The 20781-nt window shown below is 58.9% G+C and carries 18 protein-coding genes; 7 read left to right on the top strand and 11 right to left on the bottom strand.

Features of this window, described 5'->3' with window-relative positions; genetic code table 11:
- Positions 1 to 45 precede the first annotated feature (45 nt).
- The gene (locus tag ACOYA6_RS00580) at positions 46 to 765 is read right to left on the bottom strand and encodes an extensin-like domain-containing protein (RefSeq protein WP_052246231.1); all 720 of its coding nucleotides are present in this window, start codon (positions 763 to 765) and stop codon (positions 46 to 48) included.
- A gap of 106 nt (positions 766 to 871) precedes the next feature.
- On the opposite strand from ACOYA6_RS00580, the gene ddlA reads away from it, so the two are divergent.
- Complete coding sequence (ddlA, locus tag ACOYA6_RS00575; protein WP_138370643.1) at positions 872 to 1972, top strand: D-alanine--D-alanine ligase; 1101 nt, start codon at positions 872 to 874, stop codon at positions 1970 to 1972.
- Here ddlA and ACOYA6_RS00570 read toward each other — a convergent pair.
- Positions 1969 to 2187 (bottom strand): DUF2754 domain-containing protein, encoded by a 219-nt coding sequence (locus ACOYA6_RS00570; protein ID WP_039031465.1) that lies wholly within the window; start codon positions 2185 to 2187, stop codon positions 1969 to 1971. The two genes, ddlA and ACOYA6_RS00570, sit on opposite strands and share 4 nt — an antisense overlap.
- A 246-nt stretch (positions 2188 to 2433) precedes the next feature.
- Between ACOYA6_RS00570 and ACOYA6_RS00565 the strand changes: the two genes are divergently transcribed.
- Positions 2434 to 2736, top strand: a complete 303-nt coding sequence (locus ACOYA6_RS00565; protein WP_039031464.1) for a DUF2755 family protein — start codon at positions 2434 to 2436, stop codon at positions 2734 to 2736.
- On the opposite strand, the gene ACOYA6_RS00560 is transcribed toward ACOYA6_RS00565, so the two are convergent.
- Both ACOYA6_RS00560 and sbmA read right to left on the bottom strand, forming a co-directional pair.
- Positions 2733 to 3833 (bottom strand): DUF1615 domain-containing protein, encoded by a 1101-nt coding sequence (locus tag ACOYA6_RS00560; protein WP_138370644.1) that lies wholly within the window; start codon positions 3831 to 3833, stop codon positions 2733 to 2735. The two genes, ACOYA6_RS00565 and ACOYA6_RS00560, sit on opposite strands and share 4 nt — an antisense overlap.
- Before the next feature lie 14 nt (positions 3834 to 3847).
- On the bottom strand, positions 3848 to 5068 hold the full coding sequence (gene sbmA, locus ACOYA6_RS00555) for a peptide antibiotic transporter SbmA (RefSeq protein WP_138370645.1): 1221 nt from the start codon (positions 5066 to 5068) through the stop codon (positions 3848 to 3850).
- A 287-nt stretch (positions 5069 to 5355) separates the two neighbouring features.
- Here sbmA and ampH point away from each other — a divergent pair, with 287 nt between their 5' ends.
- Positions 5356 to 6513: a D-alanyl-D-alanine-carboxypeptidase/endopeptidase AmpH gene (ampH, locus tag ACOYA6_RS00550; protein WP_039031461.1), complete on the top strand. Its 1158-nt coding sequence runs from the start codon at positions 5356 to 5358 to the stop codon at positions 6511 to 6513.
- Between the two features lie 3 nt (positions 6514 to 6516).
- On the opposite strand, the gene ACOYA6_RS00545 is transcribed toward ampH, so the two are convergent.
- Both ACOYA6_RS00545 and ACOYA6_RS00540 read right to left on the bottom strand, forming a co-directional pair.
- Positions 6517 to 7143: a helix-turn-helix domain-containing protein gene (locus tag ACOYA6_RS00545; protein ID WP_039031460.1), complete on the bottom strand. Its 627-nt coding sequence runs from the start codon at positions 7141 to 7143 to the stop codon at positions 6517 to 6519.
- Between the two features lie 65 nt (positions 7144 to 7208).
- The gene (locus ACOYA6_RS00540) at positions 7209 to 9983 is read right to left on the bottom strand and encodes an autotransporter outer membrane beta-barrel domain-containing protein (protein WP_422653840.1); all 2775 of its coding nucleotides are present in this window, start codon (positions 9981 to 9983) and stop codon (positions 7209 to 7211) included.
- A gap of 528 nt (positions 9984 to 10511) precedes the next feature.
- On the opposite strand from ACOYA6_RS00540, the gene hemB reads away from it, so the two are divergent.
- Complete coding sequence (hemB, locus tag ACOYA6_RS00535) at positions 10512 to 11486, top strand: porphobilinogen synthase (protein WP_039031458.1); 975 nt, start codon at positions 10512 to 10514, stop codon at positions 11484 to 11486.
- Between the two features lie 117 nt (positions 11487 to 11603).
- Positions 11604 to 13292: a bifunctional ornithine lipid synthase OlsF gene (gene olsF, locus ACOYA6_RS00530; protein ID WP_422653839.1), complete on the top strand. Its 1689-nt coding sequence runs from the start codon at positions 11604 to 11606 to the stop codon at positions 13290 to 13292.
- Between the two features lie 181 nt (positions 13293 to 13473).
- Here the strand turns inward: olsF and tauD are convergent, their stop codons facing one another.
- The 5 genes from tauD to ACOYA6_RS00505 all read right to left on the bottom strand — a co-directional run bounded on the left by tauD (position 13474) and on the right by ACOYA6_RS00505 (position 17860).
- Positions 13474 to 14325, bottom strand: coding sequence for a taurine dioxygenase (gene tauD, locus ACOYA6_RS00525; protein ID WP_422653838.1), 852 nt, complete (start codon positions 14323 to 14325; stop codon positions 13474 to 13476).
- A complete protein-coding gene (tauC, locus tag ACOYA6_RS00520; protein WP_039032433.1) occupies positions 14322 to 15149 on the bottom strand; it encodes a taurine ABC transporter permease TauC in 828 nt (275 codons plus the stop codon). The genes tauD and tauC overlap by 4 nt, the downstream gene beginning before the upstream one ends.
- Entirely contained in the window at positions 15146 to 15913 is a 768-nt protein-coding gene (gene tauB, locus ACOYA6_RS00515; RefSeq protein WP_039032434.1) for a taurine ABC transporter ATP-binding subunit, read from the bottom strand. The genes tauC and tauB overlap by 4 nt, the downstream gene beginning before the upstream one ends.
- 11 nt (positions 15914 to 15924) lie before the next feature.
- Complete coding sequence (gene tauA / locus ACOYA6_RS00510) at positions 15925 to 16887, bottom strand: taurine ABC transporter substrate-binding protein (RefSeq protein WP_422653837.1); 963 nt, start codon at positions 16885 to 16887, stop codon at positions 15925 to 15927.
- A gap of 523 nt (positions 16888 to 17410) precedes the next feature.
- Positions 17411 to 17860, bottom strand: a complete 450-nt coding sequence (locus tag ACOYA6_RS00505; RefSeq protein ID WP_039032436.1) for a hypothetical protein — start codon at positions 17858 to 17860, stop codon at positions 17411 to 17413.
- A gap of 743 nt (positions 17861 to 18603) precedes the next feature.
- On the opposite strand from ACOYA6_RS00505, the gene ACOYA6_RS00500 reads away from it, so the two are divergent.
- Positions 18604 to 19233, top strand: a complete 630-nt coding sequence (locus tag ACOYA6_RS00500; RefSeq protein WP_039032437.1) for a response regulator transcription factor — start codon at positions 18604 to 18606, stop codon at positions 19231 to 19233.
- Positions 19233 to 20774 (top strand): MASE1 domain-containing sensor histidine kinase, encoded by a 1542-nt coding sequence (locus ACOYA6_RS00495; RefSeq protein WP_422653836.1) that lies wholly within the window; start codon positions 19233 to 19235, stop codon positions 20772 to 20774. The genes ACOYA6_RS00500 and ACOYA6_RS00495 overlap by 1 nt, the downstream gene beginning before the upstream one ends.
- Positions 20775 to 20781: the final 7 nt, after the last annotated feature.

The following is a 20781-nucleotide window of genomic DNA, read 5'->3' as shown; positions in this document are numbered from 1 at the left end:
GACTTCGGTGTTTTATCTTCCCAGTCATCATATTTGTGAAATATGTCACATATTTTCGCCTTTTTGCTGGTGATTTATGCTTTGCGGGCAGTAGCCAAAACCGCGCATTCCCAGGTGAAAATGGTTGGCGTGGGCGGCGTTGTAATCCGGGCCGAGGGCATTGCCGAAGTAGCCGCAGCTGGCGCTGAGCAGCGCCCGCAGCCAGGGTTCGGTTCGGGCGTTCTTCCAGCCGCGCAGGACCGAAATTCGCTGACCGTTTTCCAGGGTAAATCCGCTGATGTCCAGCGCCTCGGCGGTGGCATGCTCGCTGCGCCGGGCGTTGGGACGGTGATAAATGTTCCGGCAGGCAAAACTGCCGAAATGGTCGATGCGCGAAAGGCTGCTTCCCATCAGGCTTTGGGTCAGCGGTCGGGCCTGTTGATCAACGAACAGCGCCGTACTGAGCGCCAGCGGGCAGCTGGCGATAAAGCTGCTGCTGAGGCTGACGTGACCAAAACTGCGCACCCGCACCACGTCGCTCAACGGACACTCTCCCGTGCTGTCGGCCACCGCCTGGGTGCGGATCAGCTGCCGCGCATTGGCCTGGGCCAGCAGCACGTCACAATGCTCAGGCGTCAGGCGACGGAGCTTAAACTGGGTCAGGGTGCCGGGGGGATCGTCGAGGGTGAGCGGCGCGAAAGGATTGTAATAAGACGGCAGCCAGCGATAGCCCGCCACAGCCGCAACAATCAGTATCAGACAGATAATCAGGCTTTTTCCTTTCACTCACCCCCCTTTGCGATGTGTCAAAAACATTATGGCAGAAGGCGGCGAATCCCGCCGGGCATCGTGATATGGTAAGCGTTTTGAGTCAGAGTGGATGAACGAAGTGATGGCGAAGTTGCGGGTAGGTATTGTCTTTGGGGGAAAATCAGCAGAGCACGAAGTGTCGCTGCAATCGGCCAAAAATATCGTTAACGCGATTGATAAGAGCCGCTTTGAAGTCGTGCTGTTGGGTATTGATAAACAGGGCCAGTGGCACATTAACGACGAGCAGGGCTATCTGCTCAACGCTGACGATCCGGCGCACATTGCGCTGAACCCGTCTGAAATCAGCGTTGCCACCGTACCGGGCGTAGTACAGGGCCAACTGATCGACGCCGGCACCGGCCAGACGCTTTCACAGCTCGACGTTATCTTCCCGATTGTCCACGGCACGCTGGGCGAAGATGGCTCCCTGCAGGGGATGCTGCGCATGGCCAACCTGCCGTTCGTCGGCTCCGATGTGCTCGGTTCCGCCGCCTGTATGGATAAAGACGTCACCAAACGCCTGCTGCGCGATGCCGGGCTGAACGTGGCGCCGTTTGTCACCCTCACCCGCGCCAACCGCGAGCAACACACCTTTGCCGATCTCAGCGCCCGCTTTGGCCTGCCGCTGTTCGTCAAGCCGGCTAACCAGGGCTCTTCCGTTGGCGTCAGCAAGGTGAACAGCGAAGCGCAGTTCAGCGAAGCGGTGCGTCTGGCGTTCACCTTCGATCACAAAGTGGTGGTTGAGCAGGGAATTAAAGGGCGTGAGATTGAGTGTGCGGTGCTGGGCAATGATTTTCCGCAGGCCAGCACCTGCGGCGAAGTGGTGCTGAACAGCGAGTTCTACTCTTACGACACCAAATACATCGATGACAAGGGCGCACAGGTGGTGGTCCCTGCGGCGCTGGATGCTGAGGTTAACGACGCGATCCGCGCGATTGCCATCGAAGCCTATCAGGCGCTGGGCTGCCGCGGCATGGCGCGCGTCGACGTCTTCTTAACGGCGGATAACAGCGTGGTGATCAACGAGATCAACACCCTGCCCGGCTTCACCAACATCAGCATGTACCCGAAACTGTGGCAGGCCAGCGGCCTGAGCTATCCGGATTTAATCACCCGCCTGATTGAACTGGCGCTGGAGCGGCATGCCGCTGACAGCGCGCTGCAGATTTCAGTGAGCGGTTAATCCGCGTCGTTCGCCGTCGTCTCTTCCGGGCGGCGGCGAATGATAAACCCCGCCAGCCAGAAGCTGACCACCCAGGTCACCAGCCCCACCGCATAGGTTTGCCAGCCCTTTGCTTCGAAGCCCAGCAGTCCTACCACCCCATTCAGAATAAAGATCAGCCCAATAGCAAAAGCATAGAAGTGCCAGTCACGGCGAATTTTGGCAGGCAGTTTCATGGTCGCTCCAGAAGAAAAAATCTATCCTCGCACAGTTTTGTCGCCAGGTCTGCGGCGTATGCGGAAAATCTGAAATGAGAGTGAATTTCACTTAAGTAAAAAATCTGTGATGCGCGGCAGAAATTGGTAAACCAGGAGAATTCCCCAGGCCAAATTACCATCATTCCGATATTGACAACGGCAATGTGCTGTCAAACTTGGCGTGTACAACAGGCACATAGCCAGGCAGAACACTCGGAGGTATTTATGGCAGACTTCACTATGCCGAAGCCCATCTTCAGCACCAGACAACCCAAAACCTCCACGGCGGGTAATATTGCTTACGCGCTGTTCGTGCTGTTCTGCTTCTGGGCAGGTTCGCAATTGCTGAACATTCTGGTGCATGCACCAGGGGTCTACGAACATCTGATGCAGGTCGAAGACAGCGGCCGTCCGCGGGTTGAAATTGGCCTGGGCGTCGGCACCGTGTTCGGACTGATCCCCTTCCTTGTCGGTCTGGTAGTGTTAGGCGCCGTTGCCGTCGTGGTGCGCTGGCGCCGCTACCGTTAATTCAGCGCCATACATTTCGCCCGGCGATCGTCAACGCGCTGGGCAAACCAGGCCGTGGTCAGATTGCGGGTGATTTTCGGACTCTCAAGCTGGATCCCCGGCAGCATCGCCCTCGGTAACGTCTTTCCGCTCTTCTGCTCCGCCAGTTTATACACCCGCTCATACAGTTCAGTTTTCTCAAACGCCAGGCTGTCGCCCTTTCTCAGCTGCTGACGAATTTCGCTCTCGCTCATATCCAGCTTGCTGGCCAGCTTGCGCACCGCCAGCTCCGTTTTGCCTGCCTCGTTGCTGCCATAGACAATCAGGTCGCCATCCAGCGCCAGCTTCACGCCGCTGGCGCGGCTGACGGCATTCTGGAACGCTGCATTGCGGCTGGCATACCAGCCAGCGTTAAAGTCAGCAAAGCGGTAGAGCGGCACCGTATAGCTGGTGGGGTAGTTCAGCAGATGGTAGGTGCCAAACCAGAGTCCGCCGCGCAGGGAGAAGACCTCCTGGCGAACCGTGTTTTCGATTTTCCACGGATAGCCGTCGGTATGCTTTTCAGCAAAGGCGATACTCACCTGCATTGGCCCGCCGGTATGCACCGGGTTAAGCGAGCCAAACAGGGTCTGCCCCATTGGCACCGTACCGATCATGTCATCGAAGATGGCGCTCAGCTGCTTCTCGGTTTTCACCGCATCCAGCCGCTCGCTGTAGCTTTTGCCGTTCGGGGAGGTGATTTTCAATGCGGTATGCACCAGGAACGTCGGGATGTGCAGCTTTTCGGCGCGCCGGTCGATCTCTTTCCAGGCGATTTTGTTCAGCCCCGGCACCGCCGGGTCGGACTGATACAGGGACTCCTGCTGCGCCACCGCCAGCACCGAGCAGATGTTCTCCTCGGTGGGGGCGATCTTCTGGCTCTCAAAGGTTTTCGCCAGCGCCGAGGCCCACTGGTCCCGGTCTTTTACCGTGGCAGGCATTTTTTGCCGCACCACGCTTGCCACGTCGACGGGCTTTTCGCCCTTTTTCAGCGGCGCCGCCCCTTTCTCAGCACACCCGGCCAGCACCAGGACGGCAAGCAGTGAAAGGGGTAACGCGCGCGGTACGGTAAAAGACATAGACACTCCCTGTATTAACCTAACGTATGGGTAACTTCCTGTAGATCCTGACCGTCCAGCTCACGTTCAAAACTGCGCAAACGTTTATAGATGGACATCAGCTCCACCAGCGTGGTCCACGAGCTGATCAGATACTGGAACGAGCCGCGTACCTGACCGAACACGTTAGTGATTTGCGTCATCAGACCGAGCGTAATGGTACCGGCCACAATCGACGGGAACAGCAGGAACAAACCGAAAACGTTATCCACCTGCAGGTAGAGGATGCGGGCAATGTTGAAGTACATGTAGTGGAAATAGAGACGGAAGTAGTTCCGGCGCACCGCGCCGAACAGCTCGCGCACCGTCGGCGGCGAGGCGCGGCTGGCATCGTCTTCGCCATAGACCAGCTCTTTACGGTAGGCCGCTTCGACGCGCTGGTTTTTAAACTCCAGCCCCGGCAGCTTGATCCCGACCACCGCCAGCAGTCCGGTCCCCATCAGCGACCAGACAATCGCGGCGATCACCAGGCCATACGGCAGATGGCCGACAATCGGCAGATCCGGCACGTGTGCCGACAGGGTCACCAGCACCGGCAGGAAGGCGATCAGGGTCATGATAGCGTTGATAAAACTCACGCCCATATCCTCCAGGGTGGAGGCAAAGCGCATGGTGTCTTCCTGCACACGCTGGGCGGCACCTTCGATATGGCGCAGCTGCTGCCAGTGGGCCATATAGTGTTCGTTCATCGCGGTACGCCAGCGGAACACGTAGTGGCTGACGAAGAAGTTATTCATCACGCCGATAATTACAGCGATCAGCGCGATGCCAAGGAAAATGCCTACCTCGTGATAAAACTGGTTGATGGTGACCTTATGCGGCGAGCTGAGCGCGGTCTGGATCAGGTCATAGAACGGCGCGTACCAGGCGTTGACCGCCACCCCCACTTCCACCAGAAACCAGGTGACGAAGATAATCAGCGCGGTGCCGAGAATCGACCAGTACTGCCAGCGGTGCGGTGAGTAGACAAACCAGAACAGGGCAAACGCCCCGACGCAGATCGCATAGTAGGCATAAAAGAGCAGGTAGCTGCGCGACCAGAAACGCGCCGCGCTGATGGGTACATCGCCGGTTGCGCCGACCAGACGCTCAATCCAGGCCCCACCACCCGCCTGCCAGAAAATGACCGCGATCAGAGCCCAAATAAAGGCCGAGAGAAAAAAGGGTCCCGGTTTTGGGAAAAACGACTTAAACATAACGCTTCCTTCTGGTTGTTATCTTTACTGCTGTGCACGACGGATTATCAGACCTGTCGGCCTGGTTTTAGTTCGCCGTCACCCGCCACCCGGGCGGAAAAGTGAATGAATCTGGCAGGTATCATAAGCGCAATGTCACAAAACATGAGATCGGTAATCACGAAATTGTTCGTATTTACCCATGGTTACGTTTTTCACGCTATCGTTATGCTGTTCAGGCCTTTGCAATACGCCGATTAGTAGTATAAATACGCATACTTTTTTCATTCACTTCATGGATACTTTCGTTGAAACGTTGTCTGTTCCTCTCCGCCGCGCTGTATGCGGCCAGCCTCACCAGCGTGCAGGCTGTCGAGCCGATCGCCGATCCGGCTTTTGCCTCTGATGTGGTTGATCGCTACGCAAATCATATTTTTTACGGCAGTGGCGCAACGGGGATGGCTCTGGTAGCGATTGACGGCAACCAGCGCGTGTTCCGCAGCTTTGGCGAAACGCGCCCGGGCAACAACGTTCACCCGCAGCTGGATTCGGTGGTGCGCATCGCCTCCCTGACCAAGTTAATGACCAGCGAGATGCTGGTAAAACTGCTCGATCAGGGCGTGGTCAGGCTCAACGATCCGTTAAGTAAATATGCCCCGCCGGGGGCTCGCGTGCCGACCTATCAGGGCGCGCCGATTACGCTCGTCAACCTCGCCACCCACACCAGCGCCCTGCCGCGCGAACAGCCGGGCGGGGCGGCGCATCGTCCGGTCTTCGTCTGGCCCACCCGGGATCAGCGCTGGAACTGGCTGTCGACGGCGACCCTGAAATCGACGCCGGGCACGCAGGCCGCCTACTCCAACCTGGCGTTTGACCTGCTGGCCGACGCGCTGGGCAACGCCGCCGGCAAGCCCTATGCGCAGCTGTTCGAAGAGCAGATCACCCGTCCGCTGGGGATGAAAGACACCACCTTTACCCCCTCCCCCGATCAGTGCAAACGCCTGATGGTGGCGGAAAAAGGGGCCAGCCCGTGTAACAACACTCTGGCCGCAGTGGGCAGCGGCGGGGTTTACTCCACGCCGGGGGACATGATGCGCTGGATGCAGCAGTTCCTCTCCTCGGATTTCTATTCGCGCAGCAACCAGGCCGACAGAATGCAGACCCTGATCTATCAGCGCAGCCAGTTAACGCGGGTGATCGGGATGGATGTGCCGGGCCGCGCGGACGCGCTGGGCCTTGGCTGGGTCTATATGTCGCCGAAAAACGGTCGTCCGGGGATTATCCAGAAAACCGGCGGTGGCGGCGGATTCATCACCTATATGGCGATGATCCCGCAGTCTAACGTGGGGGTATTCGTGGTGGTGACGCGCTCGCCGCTCACGCGTTTCGTCAACATGAGCGACGGCGTTAACCAGCTGGTGGTGGAGTTGAGCGAGAACAAACCGCAGGTTATTCCGGCATCCTGAGGCTTAATATTCAGCGGGCAAATGGTTGATACCGATCAGTTTGCCCCTTTCCATCATGATGTAGTTCCCCTGCCGCAGCGCCGCCAGCACTTCTGCCACCACCGAACGCGAAATGCGCGTGCGGCGCTGAATGTAGTTCATCACCCCCACCCGCATCCGCAGCCCCTCGTCCCACTGGGCCATGTCCAGCAGCGTGGAGCGGATCTGGCTGTAGGAGTTATTGCCTACCAGCTGTTTATCGCGAATCTCCATCATCCGGTGGTGCCAGGAGAGCCAGCAGAAGGCGTCGGACCACAGTCCGGCCTGCTGGATCAGCTGGCGGGCGCTCGCCGCAGGCAGCCAGAAACCGGTACAGGGCGATTGCGTCACCAGCAGATATTCGGTGCTGCAGCCCATCATGCCGGCATTGAGCCCGAAGATATAAGGCGCGGCGACAATCTCTATCAGCAGGTCGTCCTGCTGGCGGTGAATACTGAGCGTGCCCGACTGCAGCACCACTGCGTTGTCATTTTCTCGATCGCCCTCCCCGAAGAGAGGATGCATTGCGGGAAGTTTGAATGGCGTGCTGTGCGACGCCAGGCAATGTTCAAGTCGGGAGAACTCAGAAATGGGTTTTGCATAACGGTTCATGAGGCCTCAGGTCATCCTTAACTGAGCTAAAAAACGGGGAGGCAAGCCTCCCCGCATCAGACGTATTACCAGGTGTATTTCACACCCAGGTTTGCGCCCCAGTTCTGATCGACATCACCCCCACCCAGGTAAGTCGCATCAGTGTAAGCACTGAAGTGTTTGGTGAAGCTGAACTGAGTCCCCAGCCCCACGCGAACCGCAGAGCCTTTCACGCCGTTGTCGATGTTGTCGCCGTTCACGCGCGCATCTTCACCGGCATCATCATAGACGTACGCCAGTTTGAAGAACGGCGTCAGCGCCTGATCGTCGCCATAACCGAAGGTGTAACCCGCGGCGAAACCGGCCTCATAACGCATGCTGTCGTAAGACTGGCTGCCCACGCGCATATCGTTGCTCAGACGGTAGTCGTCGCCAGACTGGAACAGCCCGGAGATAGCCGCGTACGGGGTCAGGTAACCGGCATTGTTCGGTTTCCAGTCGTAGCCCAGCTTCAGGCCAAAGCCCCAGGCATCGGTCGTGGTGTTGCCATCGACGTACTTGCCATCGCTCATGGTCGCAGAGAGATCGTTATTGAAGCGCGAGTAGCTCAGGGAGCTGTCGAGGAAGATAGCGTTCTCAAAGCGCGCCGCGGAGTAGACCATGGCGGTCTGGCTGTCCTGATCCACCTGGCCGGTACGATCGCTCATATCGCCTTTGGCAAAGCCCGCTGCCGCACCGAAGATCCAGTCGGCGTTGTTGCCATCAATCCAGGTATCGAGACCCACCATGATGCCGCTGACGTCCTGATCGTAGTGGATCGTGCCGTTATCGCCGTCGAAGTTACCGCCGACAAGGCTTACCCACGCGCCGCCGTTGTCCTTCAGGCCATGACGGCTGTTGGTCAGACGGGTAGAGAGCGCATCCTGCTGCAGATGCCAGATATTGGTGTTGGCTGATGGAATGCTCAGGGCCATGTTGGCGTAATCGGTCAGACGCTCCTGATGCAGCACCACGGTGTCGCCCTGCTGCTGCGCCTGGTAAGTGTAAGCACCGAGATCCGCTTTATTGGCCGCGGTAAAGCTAAACCGGGTATCCGCGTTGTTGTCGTAAACGCGAACGATCTCGTTATTGTTATAGTCGGCAACTGAACCCGCCCCGGTTGCGTTATCCAGACGCACGTTGTAGTTACCGGAGACTTCACCGTTCACCGCCAGATGCCCGTCAGAATTGAGGGCAATCACCCCGTAATCGTACTCAGCATGGTGGATATCGTCAGAGACATAGCGGGCGTTGTTCAGATCGGAATTGAACACGTAATCGCGGCTGGCAACGTTGAGCACGCCGCCGTCGGTCAGCACCATTTTGTGGGTATCTACCTGGCCCAGACCCAGCGCCAGTTCAGCCTGGTTATCAACGGTAATGGTGTTGGCGTACAGCCCGGCGGTTTCCTGAGTCAGGGTGAGCCGGCTGGCGCTGTCGAGATACAGGCTGTCGGTCGCCACGTCACCGGAATCGCCGATGTTCATCGACGAGCGGTTGGTCAGGGTGATGCTGTCAGCCAGCAGGCCGGAGCTCTCGACGTTAACCTGCGAGCGGTTGTTCACGGTCAGGGTATCGATGTTGGACTGCTTACGGGTATCCCACTCTGAGCCGTTATCCAGCGCGACGTTGAACAGACCGCTCTGGTAAACCTGATTACCCACCAGATGGCCGTTGCTGTTGAACGTTGAGGCTGGCCAGATGCTGTTTGGCGACAGCGCACGCCAGTCGACGCTGCTGTAGCCCTGACCGTACATCTGACCCGGCCCGATGGCCTCCACGCTGGAGACCGCCGCGCCGACCCATTTGCTGCCGTTGGTCAGGGTCAGATCCAGTTTGTCGGTACCGTCCCAGCCGTTGGTGGTCGGGTTATAGACGCCGTCAGCGGTGGTATCGGTGGCCGGATCGCCATTCGGATAGAAGTTGTTGTCGAAGGTGCTGGTGAACAGCACATCGCCGGTCAGGGTGGAGCGATCGAAGTTCGCCGTGGTGCGCATGGCGTTATCCGCGCTGCTGGCGGTGACGATCAGCGCCGCATCATCCGAGGCCGTGGCGTTGTTTTCGCCGTAATCGCTCGGTTTTGCCGACTGACCATAAAAACCGCTGGTGCCCAGATCGCTGTAGGCGCCTGAAGTGACGACAGAATCTTTCACCTGCAGGGTGTTGGTAAAGACGTGGCCGTTGTCCTCAATGCCGGTGACCGCGTCATACGGGGTGTTGTCCAGCTGATGATAGCCCTGGGTCAGGGTGATACCGGCCACGCGGGAGTTGTTCTGAATAACAATGTCCGACTCCACGTCGAGGGTGATGGCATTCCCCAGCGCGTAGGTATCCCAGTAAGAGGTGGTGGTGTTGTTACCGTTCACCACGTCGTAAGCGTAATGCTCATAAGTATCGTTGATGGTGGTATTGTCCACCGTCAACGCAAAACGGTCGTACTGCTGATGCGTCGTGCCGTCTGAATTCAGGCCGCTGGCGCATTCAGTGGTCATGCACTTCGAGGTGATCATCCCGTTAATGGTGCTGTTGGAAATAGACAGCGCGTTGGCGCGACCGCCTGCGCCATCGTCCAGGTAGTACGTTGAAATCACGCCGTTCACCGTGGACTTGTTGATGACAGGATAGATATCGCCATCGTGTGCCGCGGAAGAGTCATTCCAGTCGGAATATCCGTTATACCAGGCCGAGGTGGCGGTATTATCGTAACCAAAGGTGTTGTAAGTGGTACCAGAAATATCCTTTGCATTGGCCTGAGAAGCGATAGCCAGCGTGCAGGCTAATGCAAGTTGAGATACAACAAATTTCTTTTTCCATGTTTGCATTGGGTCATCCCTCCTCAGGGACGTAAGCAAGTTTGTCCGTAAATACAGTGCAAATATATTGCGAGGCGAATTATGCAGTCTCGAAAGAAAATAGTTCAATGAATGCGGCAATTAAGTCCGGAAACAGACAAAATAACGTCAGCACTTTTTAAAATACAAAAAATAATAAAAAACAACATTACTTACAGTGTGTTATATATATTCGAAAGAAAAATAAGGCGAGGCGAAAGATCATTGCTAATTATAAAATAAAAGAAAATAAGAGATAAAATAAATAAATAACAACCAGCAACTAACAGCATCAGCAAGGCAAGTTGAGATATTACCTGGATTCACTATATCCATGGCCCTGTAATTAATGCTCGCCGATAAAGCGTAAACTTATTTCAGGCGGAAAAACATATAAAGCAAAAATAATGCCGATTTTACCGCTGCGCACTCTGTGGCCAAAACGACAACTTTAGTAAAACAGTCTGCGCGCATTTCGGTTACACTGCCTCTCTTTGATTCACCGACTTCAGGCATATCATGACCGATTTAATTGCTCGTCCCCGTCGCCTGCGCAAAACCCCGGCGTTGCGCGCATTATTTGAAGAGACAACCCTGTCCTTAAACGATCTGGTGTTGCCAATTTTTGTTGAAGAAGAGATCGACGACTACAAAGCCATCGATGCCATGCCGGGCGTGATGCGCATTCCTGAGAAGCACCTGGCGCGCGAAATTGAACGCATTGCCAACGCGGGCATCCGCTCAATCATGACCTTCGGCATCTCCCACCATACCGACGCCACCGGCAGCGATGCCTGGAAAGAGGACGGTCTGGTGGCGCGTATGTCGCGCATCGCCAAACAGACCGTACCGGAAATGATCGTCATGTCCGATACCTGCTTCTGCGAATACACCTCCCACGGCCACTGCGGCGTGCTGTGCGATCACGGCGTGGATAACGACGCGACCCTGCTCAACCTGGGCAAACAGGCGGTCGTGGCAGCCGCAGCGGGTGCTGACTTTATCGCCCCCTCCGCGGCGATGGACGGCCAGGTGCAGGCCATTCGCCAGGCGCTGGACGCGGCGGGCTTCACCGATACCGCCATCATGTCCTACTCCACCAAATTCGCCTCCTCCTTCTACGGCCCGTTCCGTGAAGCAGCCGGTACCGCGCTGAAGGGCGATCGCAAAACCTACCAGATGAACCCGCTGAACCGCCGGGAAGCGATCCGTGAATCGCTCCTCGACGAAGCCCAGGGCGCTGACTGCCTGATGGTTAAACCGGCTGGTGCCTATCTGGACATCCTGCGCGATATCCGCGAGCGCACCGAGCTGCCGCTGGGCGCGTATCAGGTGAGCGGTGAGTACGCGATGATCAAGTTCGCCGCGAAGGCGGGTGCGATCGACGAAGAGAAAGTGATCCTCGAAAGCCTGGGTGCGATCAAACGCGCGGGCGCGGATCTGATCTTCAGCTACTTCGCGCTGGATCTGGCCGAGAAGAAAATCCTGCGTTAACCGCCAGTGCCGGGTGGGGCTTTGCCCTGCCCGGCCTGCGACAAACCTTCACCACACTGCAATACAACCGACATCTGGCGCTTCTACTGTCTTCGCAGAACAGGAGGAGGAGCCACCATGTTTAGTCTCGACAGCGTTCTCGATGACCTTTGGCCGCAGGCGAAACCTGCACCCTGGCAAAAAAGCCTGTTAAAGAAGCTCTTACACGAAGAGGAGTTTCAGCAGTTTGCCGCCGACCACCGTCACCTGAAAGGGCTCGATATGGTGGAACAGGTTCTGGACCATCTTGATATCCTCTGCGCCATTCCGGCTCACGACCTCGAACAAATTCCCGCTCACGGCCCGCTGATTGTTATCGCTAACCACCCCACCGGGACGCTGGACGGCCTGGCGCTGCTGTATGCCCTCTCCCGGGTGCGCCGGGACGTGAAAGTGGTCACCAACCGCATGCTGAGCCACCTCGAGCCGCTGAGCTCGCTGTTTATCCCGGTGGATAATATGGGCGGACGCACGGCGAAGTCGTCGTTCACCCTGATGGAACAGCACCTGCAAAACGCCGGGGTGCTGATCTTCTTCCCGGCCGGAGAGGTCTCCCGCCCGACGCGCACCGGGATCCGCGATAAAAAGTGGCATCCCGGCTTTATCAAGCTGGCGGGCAAATTCCGCGCGCCGCTGCTGCCGGTGAACATCCACGCCCGTAACAGCCTGCTGTTTTATGCCAGCACCCTGCTCTCGCCGCAGCTGTCGATGCTTCTGCTGATGCAGCAGATGTTTCGCCGTCGCCACAGCCGCCTGCCGGTGAAAATCGGCCAGCAGATCGGCTGGAGCCACTGGTACAGCCCGACCCTTTCAGCCCGGGAGATGGCCGAACAGTGCCGCCAGCACGTATTGCGTCTCGGCAAGGGGCTGTCAGGCGTGTTCAAAACCGAATCCGCCATTGCCCGCCCGGAAGACCGGGTCACCCTGAAGCGCGCCCTGACGCAGGCGGAGTGTCTGGGGAGCACCGCCGATGGCAAAACCATCTATCTGTGGCAGCGCAACGGCCAGGAAGAGGCGCCGATCCTGCGCGAGCTGGGTCGCCTGCGGGAGATTGCTTTTCGCGCGGTGGGGGAAGGCAGCGGAAAGCGGCGCGATACCGATCGCTATGACGATGACTATCTGCACCTGATTTTATGGGATGACGAGGATCTGGAGATCGTCGGCGCCTACCGCTTTATGCCGGGTGCCTTAAAGGGACGGGAGGCGCTCTACAGCCACAGTCTGTTTCACTACGATGACGAGATGCAGGCGATCCTCGATCAGGGGATTGAACTGGGGCGCAGCTTTATTCAGCCGCGCTACTGGGGACGTCGCGGCCTCGACTATCTGTGGTCAGGAATTGGGGCCTATCTGGCACGCTATCCGCACTATCGCTACCTGTTCGGGCCGGTCTCTATCTCCGGCGGTTTGCCCCCTGCCGCGCGGGATCTGCTGGTGGCCTTTTACCGGCTGTGGTTCCCGGCAACCCATCCGCTGGCGACCTCCCGCCGCCCGTATCCCGCCTCGTTGCCCGACGTGCTGGCGCAGTTTGGCGGCGAAGATTACGTGGAAGACCTCACCCGCCTGAAATCGCTGCTGGGTAATCTGGGATGCGGCATTCCTCCGCTCTACAAACAGTATTCCGAGCTGTGCGAGCCCGGCGGCGTGCAGTTTATCGATTTTGGCAGCGACCCGGCGTTCAACAACTGCATCGACGGCCTGGTGCTGGTGGATCTCTGTTACCTGAAAGCCAGCCGGTACCAGCGGTATATTGGGGCACATTTGTAGGTGTTGATGTCTCGTAGGCCGGGTAAGCGCAGCGCCACCCGGCAAAAAAAGCGCACATTTGTCACGCCCGGTGGCGGCTACGCCTTACCGGGCCTACGGGAACTGGAAGGGAGAGGGGACAGTCAGGTGCCGTACAGGTTTTCTCCCTCGCCCCTTTGGGGAGAGGGTTGGGGTGAGGGGATCAGCCCGCACGGAAGAAAGGCTTATCCCCTAAAATCGTCGCCCGGTGCATAATCCGCCGCTGCGGCAAATAATCGGCATTGGCGTAATGCTGCGTCACCCGGTTATCCCAGATCGCCAGATCGTTCTGCTGCCAGCGCCAGCGCACCTGGAATTCCGGCTTAGTGACATGCGCAAACAGGAAGGTTAGCAGCGCATCGCTCTCTTTCTCGCTCAGATCCACAATCCGCGTGGTGAAGCCTTCGTTAACGAACAGCGCCTGCTTGCCGCTCACCGGATGGGTGCGCACCACCGGGTGCAGCAGGGGCGGGTGTTTGGCCACAGCCTCCAGCCAGCGCCGATGCTCCTCTTCGGTTTTACGGTACTTATACTCCTGGAACGATTTCTTAAAATCGTGCTCCGCCCGCAGGCCGCTCAGCAGCAGGCGGAACGGCGCGGATAACGCCTCAAATGCCGCAATTCCGCTGGTCCACAGGGTATCGCCCCCGCTCTCCGGCAGCAGTTTAGCCGCCAGGATCGCCCCGGCGGGCGGGGTCTCGATAAAGGTGACATCGGTGTGCCAGTTGTCGTTGTCCGGCGGATTATCGTTGTGGGTATCCAGGACGATAATCTCCTCTACCCCCTCGGCATGGGGATAGACCGGGTGGATATGCAGATCGCCAAACCGCTGCGCCAGCGCCCGCTGCTGCTGAGGCGTCACCGCCTGCTCGCGCAGGAACACCACCTGATGGCGCAGCACCGCGTGATACAACTGCTCAAACTGGTTATCGCTTAATGGCCGGGTCACATCCAGGCCGGAAATCTGCGCCCCAATGTACGGCCCCAGCGGGGTAATGGTCAGACGTTCACTCATTGTATCTCTCCATGCCAGGGCGTCAGGCGGCGCTGAAGCGCGCGCAGCCCCAGTTCTAATCCGAAGGCGATCACGGCGATCGCCGCGATCCCTGCCAGCACCACGTCCGTCGCCAGGAACTCCCCCGCCGACTGGACCATAAACCCTAACCCGCGCGTTGCGGCGATGAGCTCAGCCGCCACCAGCGTCGACCAGCCAACCCCAAGGCCGATGCGCAGCCCGGTAAGAATTTCCGGCAGCGCGCCGGGCAAAATCACAAACCACAGCACCTGGGCACGGCTGGCACCCAGCGACTGCGCCGCACGGATCCGCACCTGCTGGGCGCTTTTGACCCCGGCCACCGCCGACATCGCCACCGGGGCAAAAATCGCCAGGTAGATGAGCAGGATCTTCGAGGTCTCGCCGATGCCAAACCAGATCACCATCAGCGGCAGATAGGCCAGCGGCGGCACCGGGCGGTATAGCTCAATCAGCGGATCGAGAATGCCGCGCACCGTCGGGCTTAAGCCCATCGCAATGCCCACCGGGATCCCGACGATCACCGCCGCCAGCAGGGCCACCAGAATGCGTCCCAGGCTGGCCGCCAGATGTTGCCACAGGGTGGCATCCATAAAACCTTGCGGACCGGCGATGGTGAACAGCTTCACCAGCACCTGGCCCGGCGGCGGCAGGAACAGCGGGCTGACCCACTGGGCCGCCGCTACCGCCCACCACACCGCCAGCAGCACCAGCAGGGTACTGAGGCTGAGGGTCAACTGGCGGGAAAGGGGCCAGCGCAGGGTCAGGCGTTTGCGCGCCGTTTTGTCATTCACCACAATGCTCATGAGAAGGCCTCCCGCTGTTCAAAGACGCGGCTCAGCACGTATTCGCGCCGGGCAATAAAATCGGGATCGGACTTGATGCTGCGCACCGGCTCCCCCGCCACAAAGCGGCGGGCAAAATTGAGCGGCAGGCGCTCCAGCACCCTTCCAGGCCCCGGCGACAGCAGCACCAGTTCGGTAGCCATAAACACCGCTTCTTCGATGTCATGGGTGATGAGCAGCACCTGCTTGCCGGTCTCGTGCCACAGGCGCAGGAGCAGGGTTTGCATCTGTTCCCGGGTGAAGGCATCCAGCGCCCCGAAGGGTTCATCCAGCAGCAACAGCTGCGGATTAGCCGCCAGCGCCCGGGCAATGCCGACGCGCTGACGTTGTCCGCCGGAGAGTTGCCAGATAAAGCGTTTTTCCGCCCCCTCCAGCCCCACCTTTTTCAGCATGTCCCGGGCGATCGCCAGCCGCTCTTCCCGTCCGGTACCCGCCAGCTGCAGGCCAAAGGCGACGTTCTCCTGCACGTTACGCCACGGCAGCAGCCCTTCGTTCTGGAAGACCACGCCGCGCTCCGCGCCGGGGCCCTCCACCTTTTTTCCTTCCAGCTGAATGGTGCCGTGCTGATAAGGTACAAACCCGGCGATCAGATTCAGCAGCGTGGTCTTGCCGCAGCCGGACGGGCCGAGCACCACCAGCAGCTCGCCGCTGTCCAGCGTCAGGTTGATATCCTCCAGCGCAGGCTTGCCAGCGTAATCGGCAGACAGATTTGTAATATTCAGCATCCGGCCCCCCCTTATTTCACGAAGCGATCGGTCACGTACTGGCTGTAATCTGCCGCCACCGCGGGCACTTTGCCCTGCTCTTTCAGGAACCCGGCGGTATCGACAATCGCTTTATTCACCGGCCCGGAGAGCTGCTGCACCTGCTGGGCAGGCGTCAGGTAGGTGTTGCCCTTCACCAGACCCGGCACGTCGGCTTTCGGCACGCCGCTCAGACGGGCGAGCTTCTCCAGGTTGGCGGGCTGTTTCAGCCACTCATCCGGATTAGCGATGTAGGGCTGCTGGGCGTCGATGGCGCTTTTGGCGAAGGCTTTAACTACCTCCGGGTGCTTCTCGGCGAAGTCTTTACGCACCACCCACACATCGAGGGTTGGCGAGCCCCACTGGCCGACCTGGGCGGAGTCGGTCAGCACGCTGCCGTCTTTTTCCAGCTCGTTGACCGCAGGAGACCAGACATACGCCCCGTCAATATCGCCACGCTGCCAGGCGGCAATAATCGCTGGCGGTTGCAGGTTGATGATTTCCACCTGACCCGGCTTGATCCCCCAGTGTTTCAGGGCGGCGAGCAGGCTGTAATGGGTGGTGGAGATAAACGGCACCGCGATGCGTTTGCCGATCAGATCTTCGGGTTTGGTGATGTTTTTCTTCACTACCAGCGCTTCGGAATTCCCGAGCTGCGAGGCCAGAAGGAAAACTTCAATCGGCACCTGCTGGCTGGCGGCGACCGCCAGCGGGCTGGAGCCGAGGTTGCCAATCTGCACGTCGCCTGAGGCCAGGGCCCGCACGATGGCTGCGCCGCTATCGAACTTACGCCAGTCCACTTTGGCGCCGCTGGTTTTCTCGAAGGTCTTGTCCGCCTGGGCCACTTTGGCGGGCTCAGCGGAGGTTTGATACGCGACGGTGACGTCCACCGCCTGCGCCTGAAATGCCCACAGCGCAAGGGCGCCAAGTAAGGTGATACGCGATGAAATTGCCATGGTGTCTGCTCCCGTAGTTGTTATGGAGGCAGTATTTCCGGCGGCGGTATTTTGATAAAGGAATTAAAAAGCATCGTTAATGCCGAATCGTTTTTAGAAAAAAAGTGGCAATAGATAGTGAATTTTGTGCGGTCTGCATTGCCCGGCGGCGCGGTCGACCCCCTCTCCCTTGAGGGAGAGGGTTGGGGTGAGGGGTAGCATGCTACACCGGTGGTGGTTCCGTTCACTTCCAGTCCATTGCTTCTCTGTTACAACAGAACCCGTGAACGTGCCAGGGTGGCTCAATCGCCACCACCCTGGCTACCCGGGCTACCGGCAAGAAAATCGCCGCTTCGCGATTCCCTCAGCTTATTCCCTCCGGCTATCGGGTCGGGCACCAGCCTGCATCCCTGCAGGCTATGCCCTCTCGGCGCGTCCATGCGCCTCGCCCCGGCCTGCGGGAAACGCTTCGGCGATTTTCAGCCGGACCAGGTGTTGCTGTGAGTCGGTAAATGACTCAAGCATTTTCATCGCTTTTCGTGGGTTAATTTAAGGGGATTGTTCCCTCGTCTGTTCTGAGCCAGCGTGGCATTTTTAGCGTATCGGCATAGAAGCTGACCAGCTCATAAAGCAGATCCTTGATGACTCTTTCGGCTTCAGGTGGGAATGCACCGCTCATCAGATGCCGAGTCAGCTCCTGACAGTAACGGCCCAGTTGATCGGGTTCAGGGTCGAAGGCGGGCAGGCGTGTCGGTAAATCGTCTACGGTCAGGCTCGCTTTTAAATAGTCCGGCACGGGCTCCAGCAGCGTGGGTTGCAGCAGGGCCAGACAGGCGGAAAGTCGTCCGTAAAGGGCGAGTTTTTCAGTGGGAAGATCACATTCAACCAGCGCATCCATAAAGCGTTCGCAGTTGTCCGCCAGTTCGGTAAAAGACGTGCTGTGATTGAAGGGCAGGGTAAGTAATGCGTGAGTGTGGTTTAGGGTCGTAGCCATAAAGGCAGCCTCCGATGAATGATTTAATTAACCACCACCAGAGAGGTCAATCTCATGGGTGGCGGACTAAGCAGAGTTGACCTTACCGGCTTCATCGGATACCGGCGCACCTTGCGATGCCCCTACTCAGCCCACCATTGAGATGTAGCAGAGCGTACGACGCATCATTATACGTCGCCGATGAAGAAAGCAGGAGGTCAATCCCGACGCCTGATTTTGCAGACGCGTAAAAAAGATACCGCCATATCCATTCTATGTGAAGGGCTATTCCCGGAAGCAGCCTCGCAAAACAAGAAATTACCGCGATGAAAATGCCTCTCAGGCACAGATGTCCCAGCGGCACCCTGGTCCGGCTGAAAATCGCTGAGGCGTTGACTGGAGGCCGGGGCGAGGCGCATGGATGCGCCGAGAGGGGGCGACCTACAGGGATGTAGGATCGACCCCGACCCGACAGCCGCAAGTCATTAGCCGAAGGGACCGCGAAGCGGCGATTTTCTTTGCCGGGAGCCGGGGTGGTCAGGGGGGCGGCGGCGAGCCCCCCTGACACGTTCACGTGTTCTGGGGCTACAGAGAAGCAAGAAACATAAAGTGAACGGAACCACCACAGCCCTCAGCATATTCCTCCCCCCCACCCCAAACCTTTATTGCAATTTTGTTACATTCGTTACATAACCACAGGCATCTCATTGCCAGCCAAACGCGGACAGGCATCATAGGCAAACTATTCAGCAAAGGTATGCAAGATGATCAAAGTGGTGCTGGTGGACGACCACGTAGTGGTGCGTTCCGGGTTCGCCCAGCTGTTAAATCTGGAAGACGATCTGGTGGTGGAAGGCCAGTACAGCAGCGCCGCCGAGGCCTGGCCCGCGCTCAGCCGCGAACAGATCGACGTGGCGGTGCTCGACGTCGCCATGCCCGATGAGAACGGCCTGAGCCTGCTCAAACGCCTGCGCCAGCAGCGCCCCGGATTTCGCGCCATTATCCTCAGCATCTACGACACCCCTGCCTTTGTGCAGAGCGCGCTGGACGCCGGGGCCAGCGGCTATCTCACCAAGCGCTGCGGCCCGGAGGAGCTGGTGCAGGCCGTGCGCTCCGTCGGCATGGGCGGTCATTACCTCTGTGCCGATGCGGTCAAAGCCCTGCGCGGCGGCGAGCCGGTGTCCCGGGCCCTGGCGGTGCTGACTCCGCGCGAGAAAGAGGTGTTCGAGCTGCTGGTTCACGGCAAAAGCGTCAAGGAGATTGCGTTCCAGCTGGAACTCAGCCACAAAACCGTCCACGTGCATCGCGCCAACGTGCTCGGCAAACTCCAGTGCAACAGCACCATCGAGCTGGTGCATTTTGCCCTCGACCACCAGCTGCTGACCGGCCACTGATGCGGCGCTCCCTGCGACACACTATCCTCTCGCTGTTTATCATGCTGGCGTGGGGCACCGGCTGGCTGATGCTTTGGACGCTGAGCTTTTACCTCACCCAGAACGGCCAGCATGCGGCGCTTTTTTTACCTCAGGGCGTCTATCTGGCGCTGCTGATCCTGCTCTCGCGCCGCTTCTGGCCGGCGCTGATCCTGCCCACCCTGGCGGCGATGCTCTGGCTGCACGGCGAACAGCTGCTTACCCGCCCGCTGATGCTGATGGTGCCGCTGGTGGGCACCCTCTGCGCCTGGCTGGCGCAGCGCTACTGGCACCGCTATCCCCTTTACTGGCAGCGTCTGTCGCTGCTGATTGCCGCGGTAACCCTTAACGCGCTTCTCCAGACCCTGATCCTGGCGCCGTTTATCGACAGCCCGCCCACCCTGCTGGTGCTGGCCTCCTTTACTGGCGGGGTGCTGCTGACCCCGTTCGTCTACCTGGTGTTTGAGTTTTTACGCCAGCAGCACCGCTACCATCTGCTGGGGCTCGATACCAGCAATCCGCCCCTGCGCACGTCGCTTATCATCTGGTGCAGCCTGTTCTTTATCATCGGCATCGGCACCCAGATGGTGCTCTCCCCGGCTCTTGAGCGGCTGCTGCTGATCGTGGTGTTTCTGCCAAACGTAGTGATGGCGTGGAAGTTCGGCTGGCAGGGCGGCGTGCTCTCCGGGCTGCTGGGCAGCATGATGATCACCATCGCCCGTCAGGTTGGGGTGGGGTTCAGCGATCTGCTGGAGCTGGAGATTTTCCTCGCCACCCAGTCGCTGCTGGGGATTGGGCTCGGGATCGCCATCAGCCGCCAGCAGCATCTGGCGATGAACCTCGATCACTATCGCCGTCGGCTGGAGGCGGAGCTGCAGGCCCGGCGCGAGCTGACGGAGAAGCTGATCCATACCGAAGAGGACACCCGCAAACACCTGGCCCGGGAGCTGCACGACGAGATCGGCCAGAACATTACCGCCATTCAGATCCAGTCCCAGCTGGTGAAGCGGGCCGGGGATACCCCCCAGGCGCTGGAAGCCGCCGGGCAGATCAACGAGCTGGCCCGGCGCATTCACCACTCCACCCGCCAGCTGCTGCGCCAGCTTCGCCCTCCGGTGCTGGACGAACTCTCCTTAAACGAGGCGCTGCACCACCTGGTGAACGAGTTCGCCTTTGCCGAGCGCGGCATTCAGTGCCGGTTCGATTACCGGCTCAGCGCCCCGCCCCAGAGCGAAACCCTGGTGTTCACCCTCTATCGATTACTCCAGGAACTGCTGAATAACGTCAGCAAACACGCCAACGCCAGCGAGGTCAGCGTCCTGCTCTGCGAGCACGACAACCAGCTGCGCCTGGAGGTAAAAGATAACGGCAGCGGCATCAGCACGCAGCAGATCCCCGGCTTCGGCATCCAGGGGATGCGCGAGCGGGTGCATGCCCTGGGCGGGGAGTTCACGCTGGAGTCGCAGGGCGGCACGCGCGTAATTGTTAACCTGCCCACAGTTTTGCAACAAACACACCGCTAACCAGGAA

Origin of the sequence: Leclercia barmai (genome assembly GCF_049312895.1) — a bacterium.
In the GTDB taxonomy this organism is placed as follows: Bacteria; Pseudomonadota; Gammaproteobacteria; order Enterobacterales; family Enterobacteriaceae; genus Enterobacter; species Enterobacter barmai.
The sequence above is the reverse complement of the archived record's forward strand: the minus strand, read 5'-3'. Positions and strand labels throughout refer to the sequence as shown.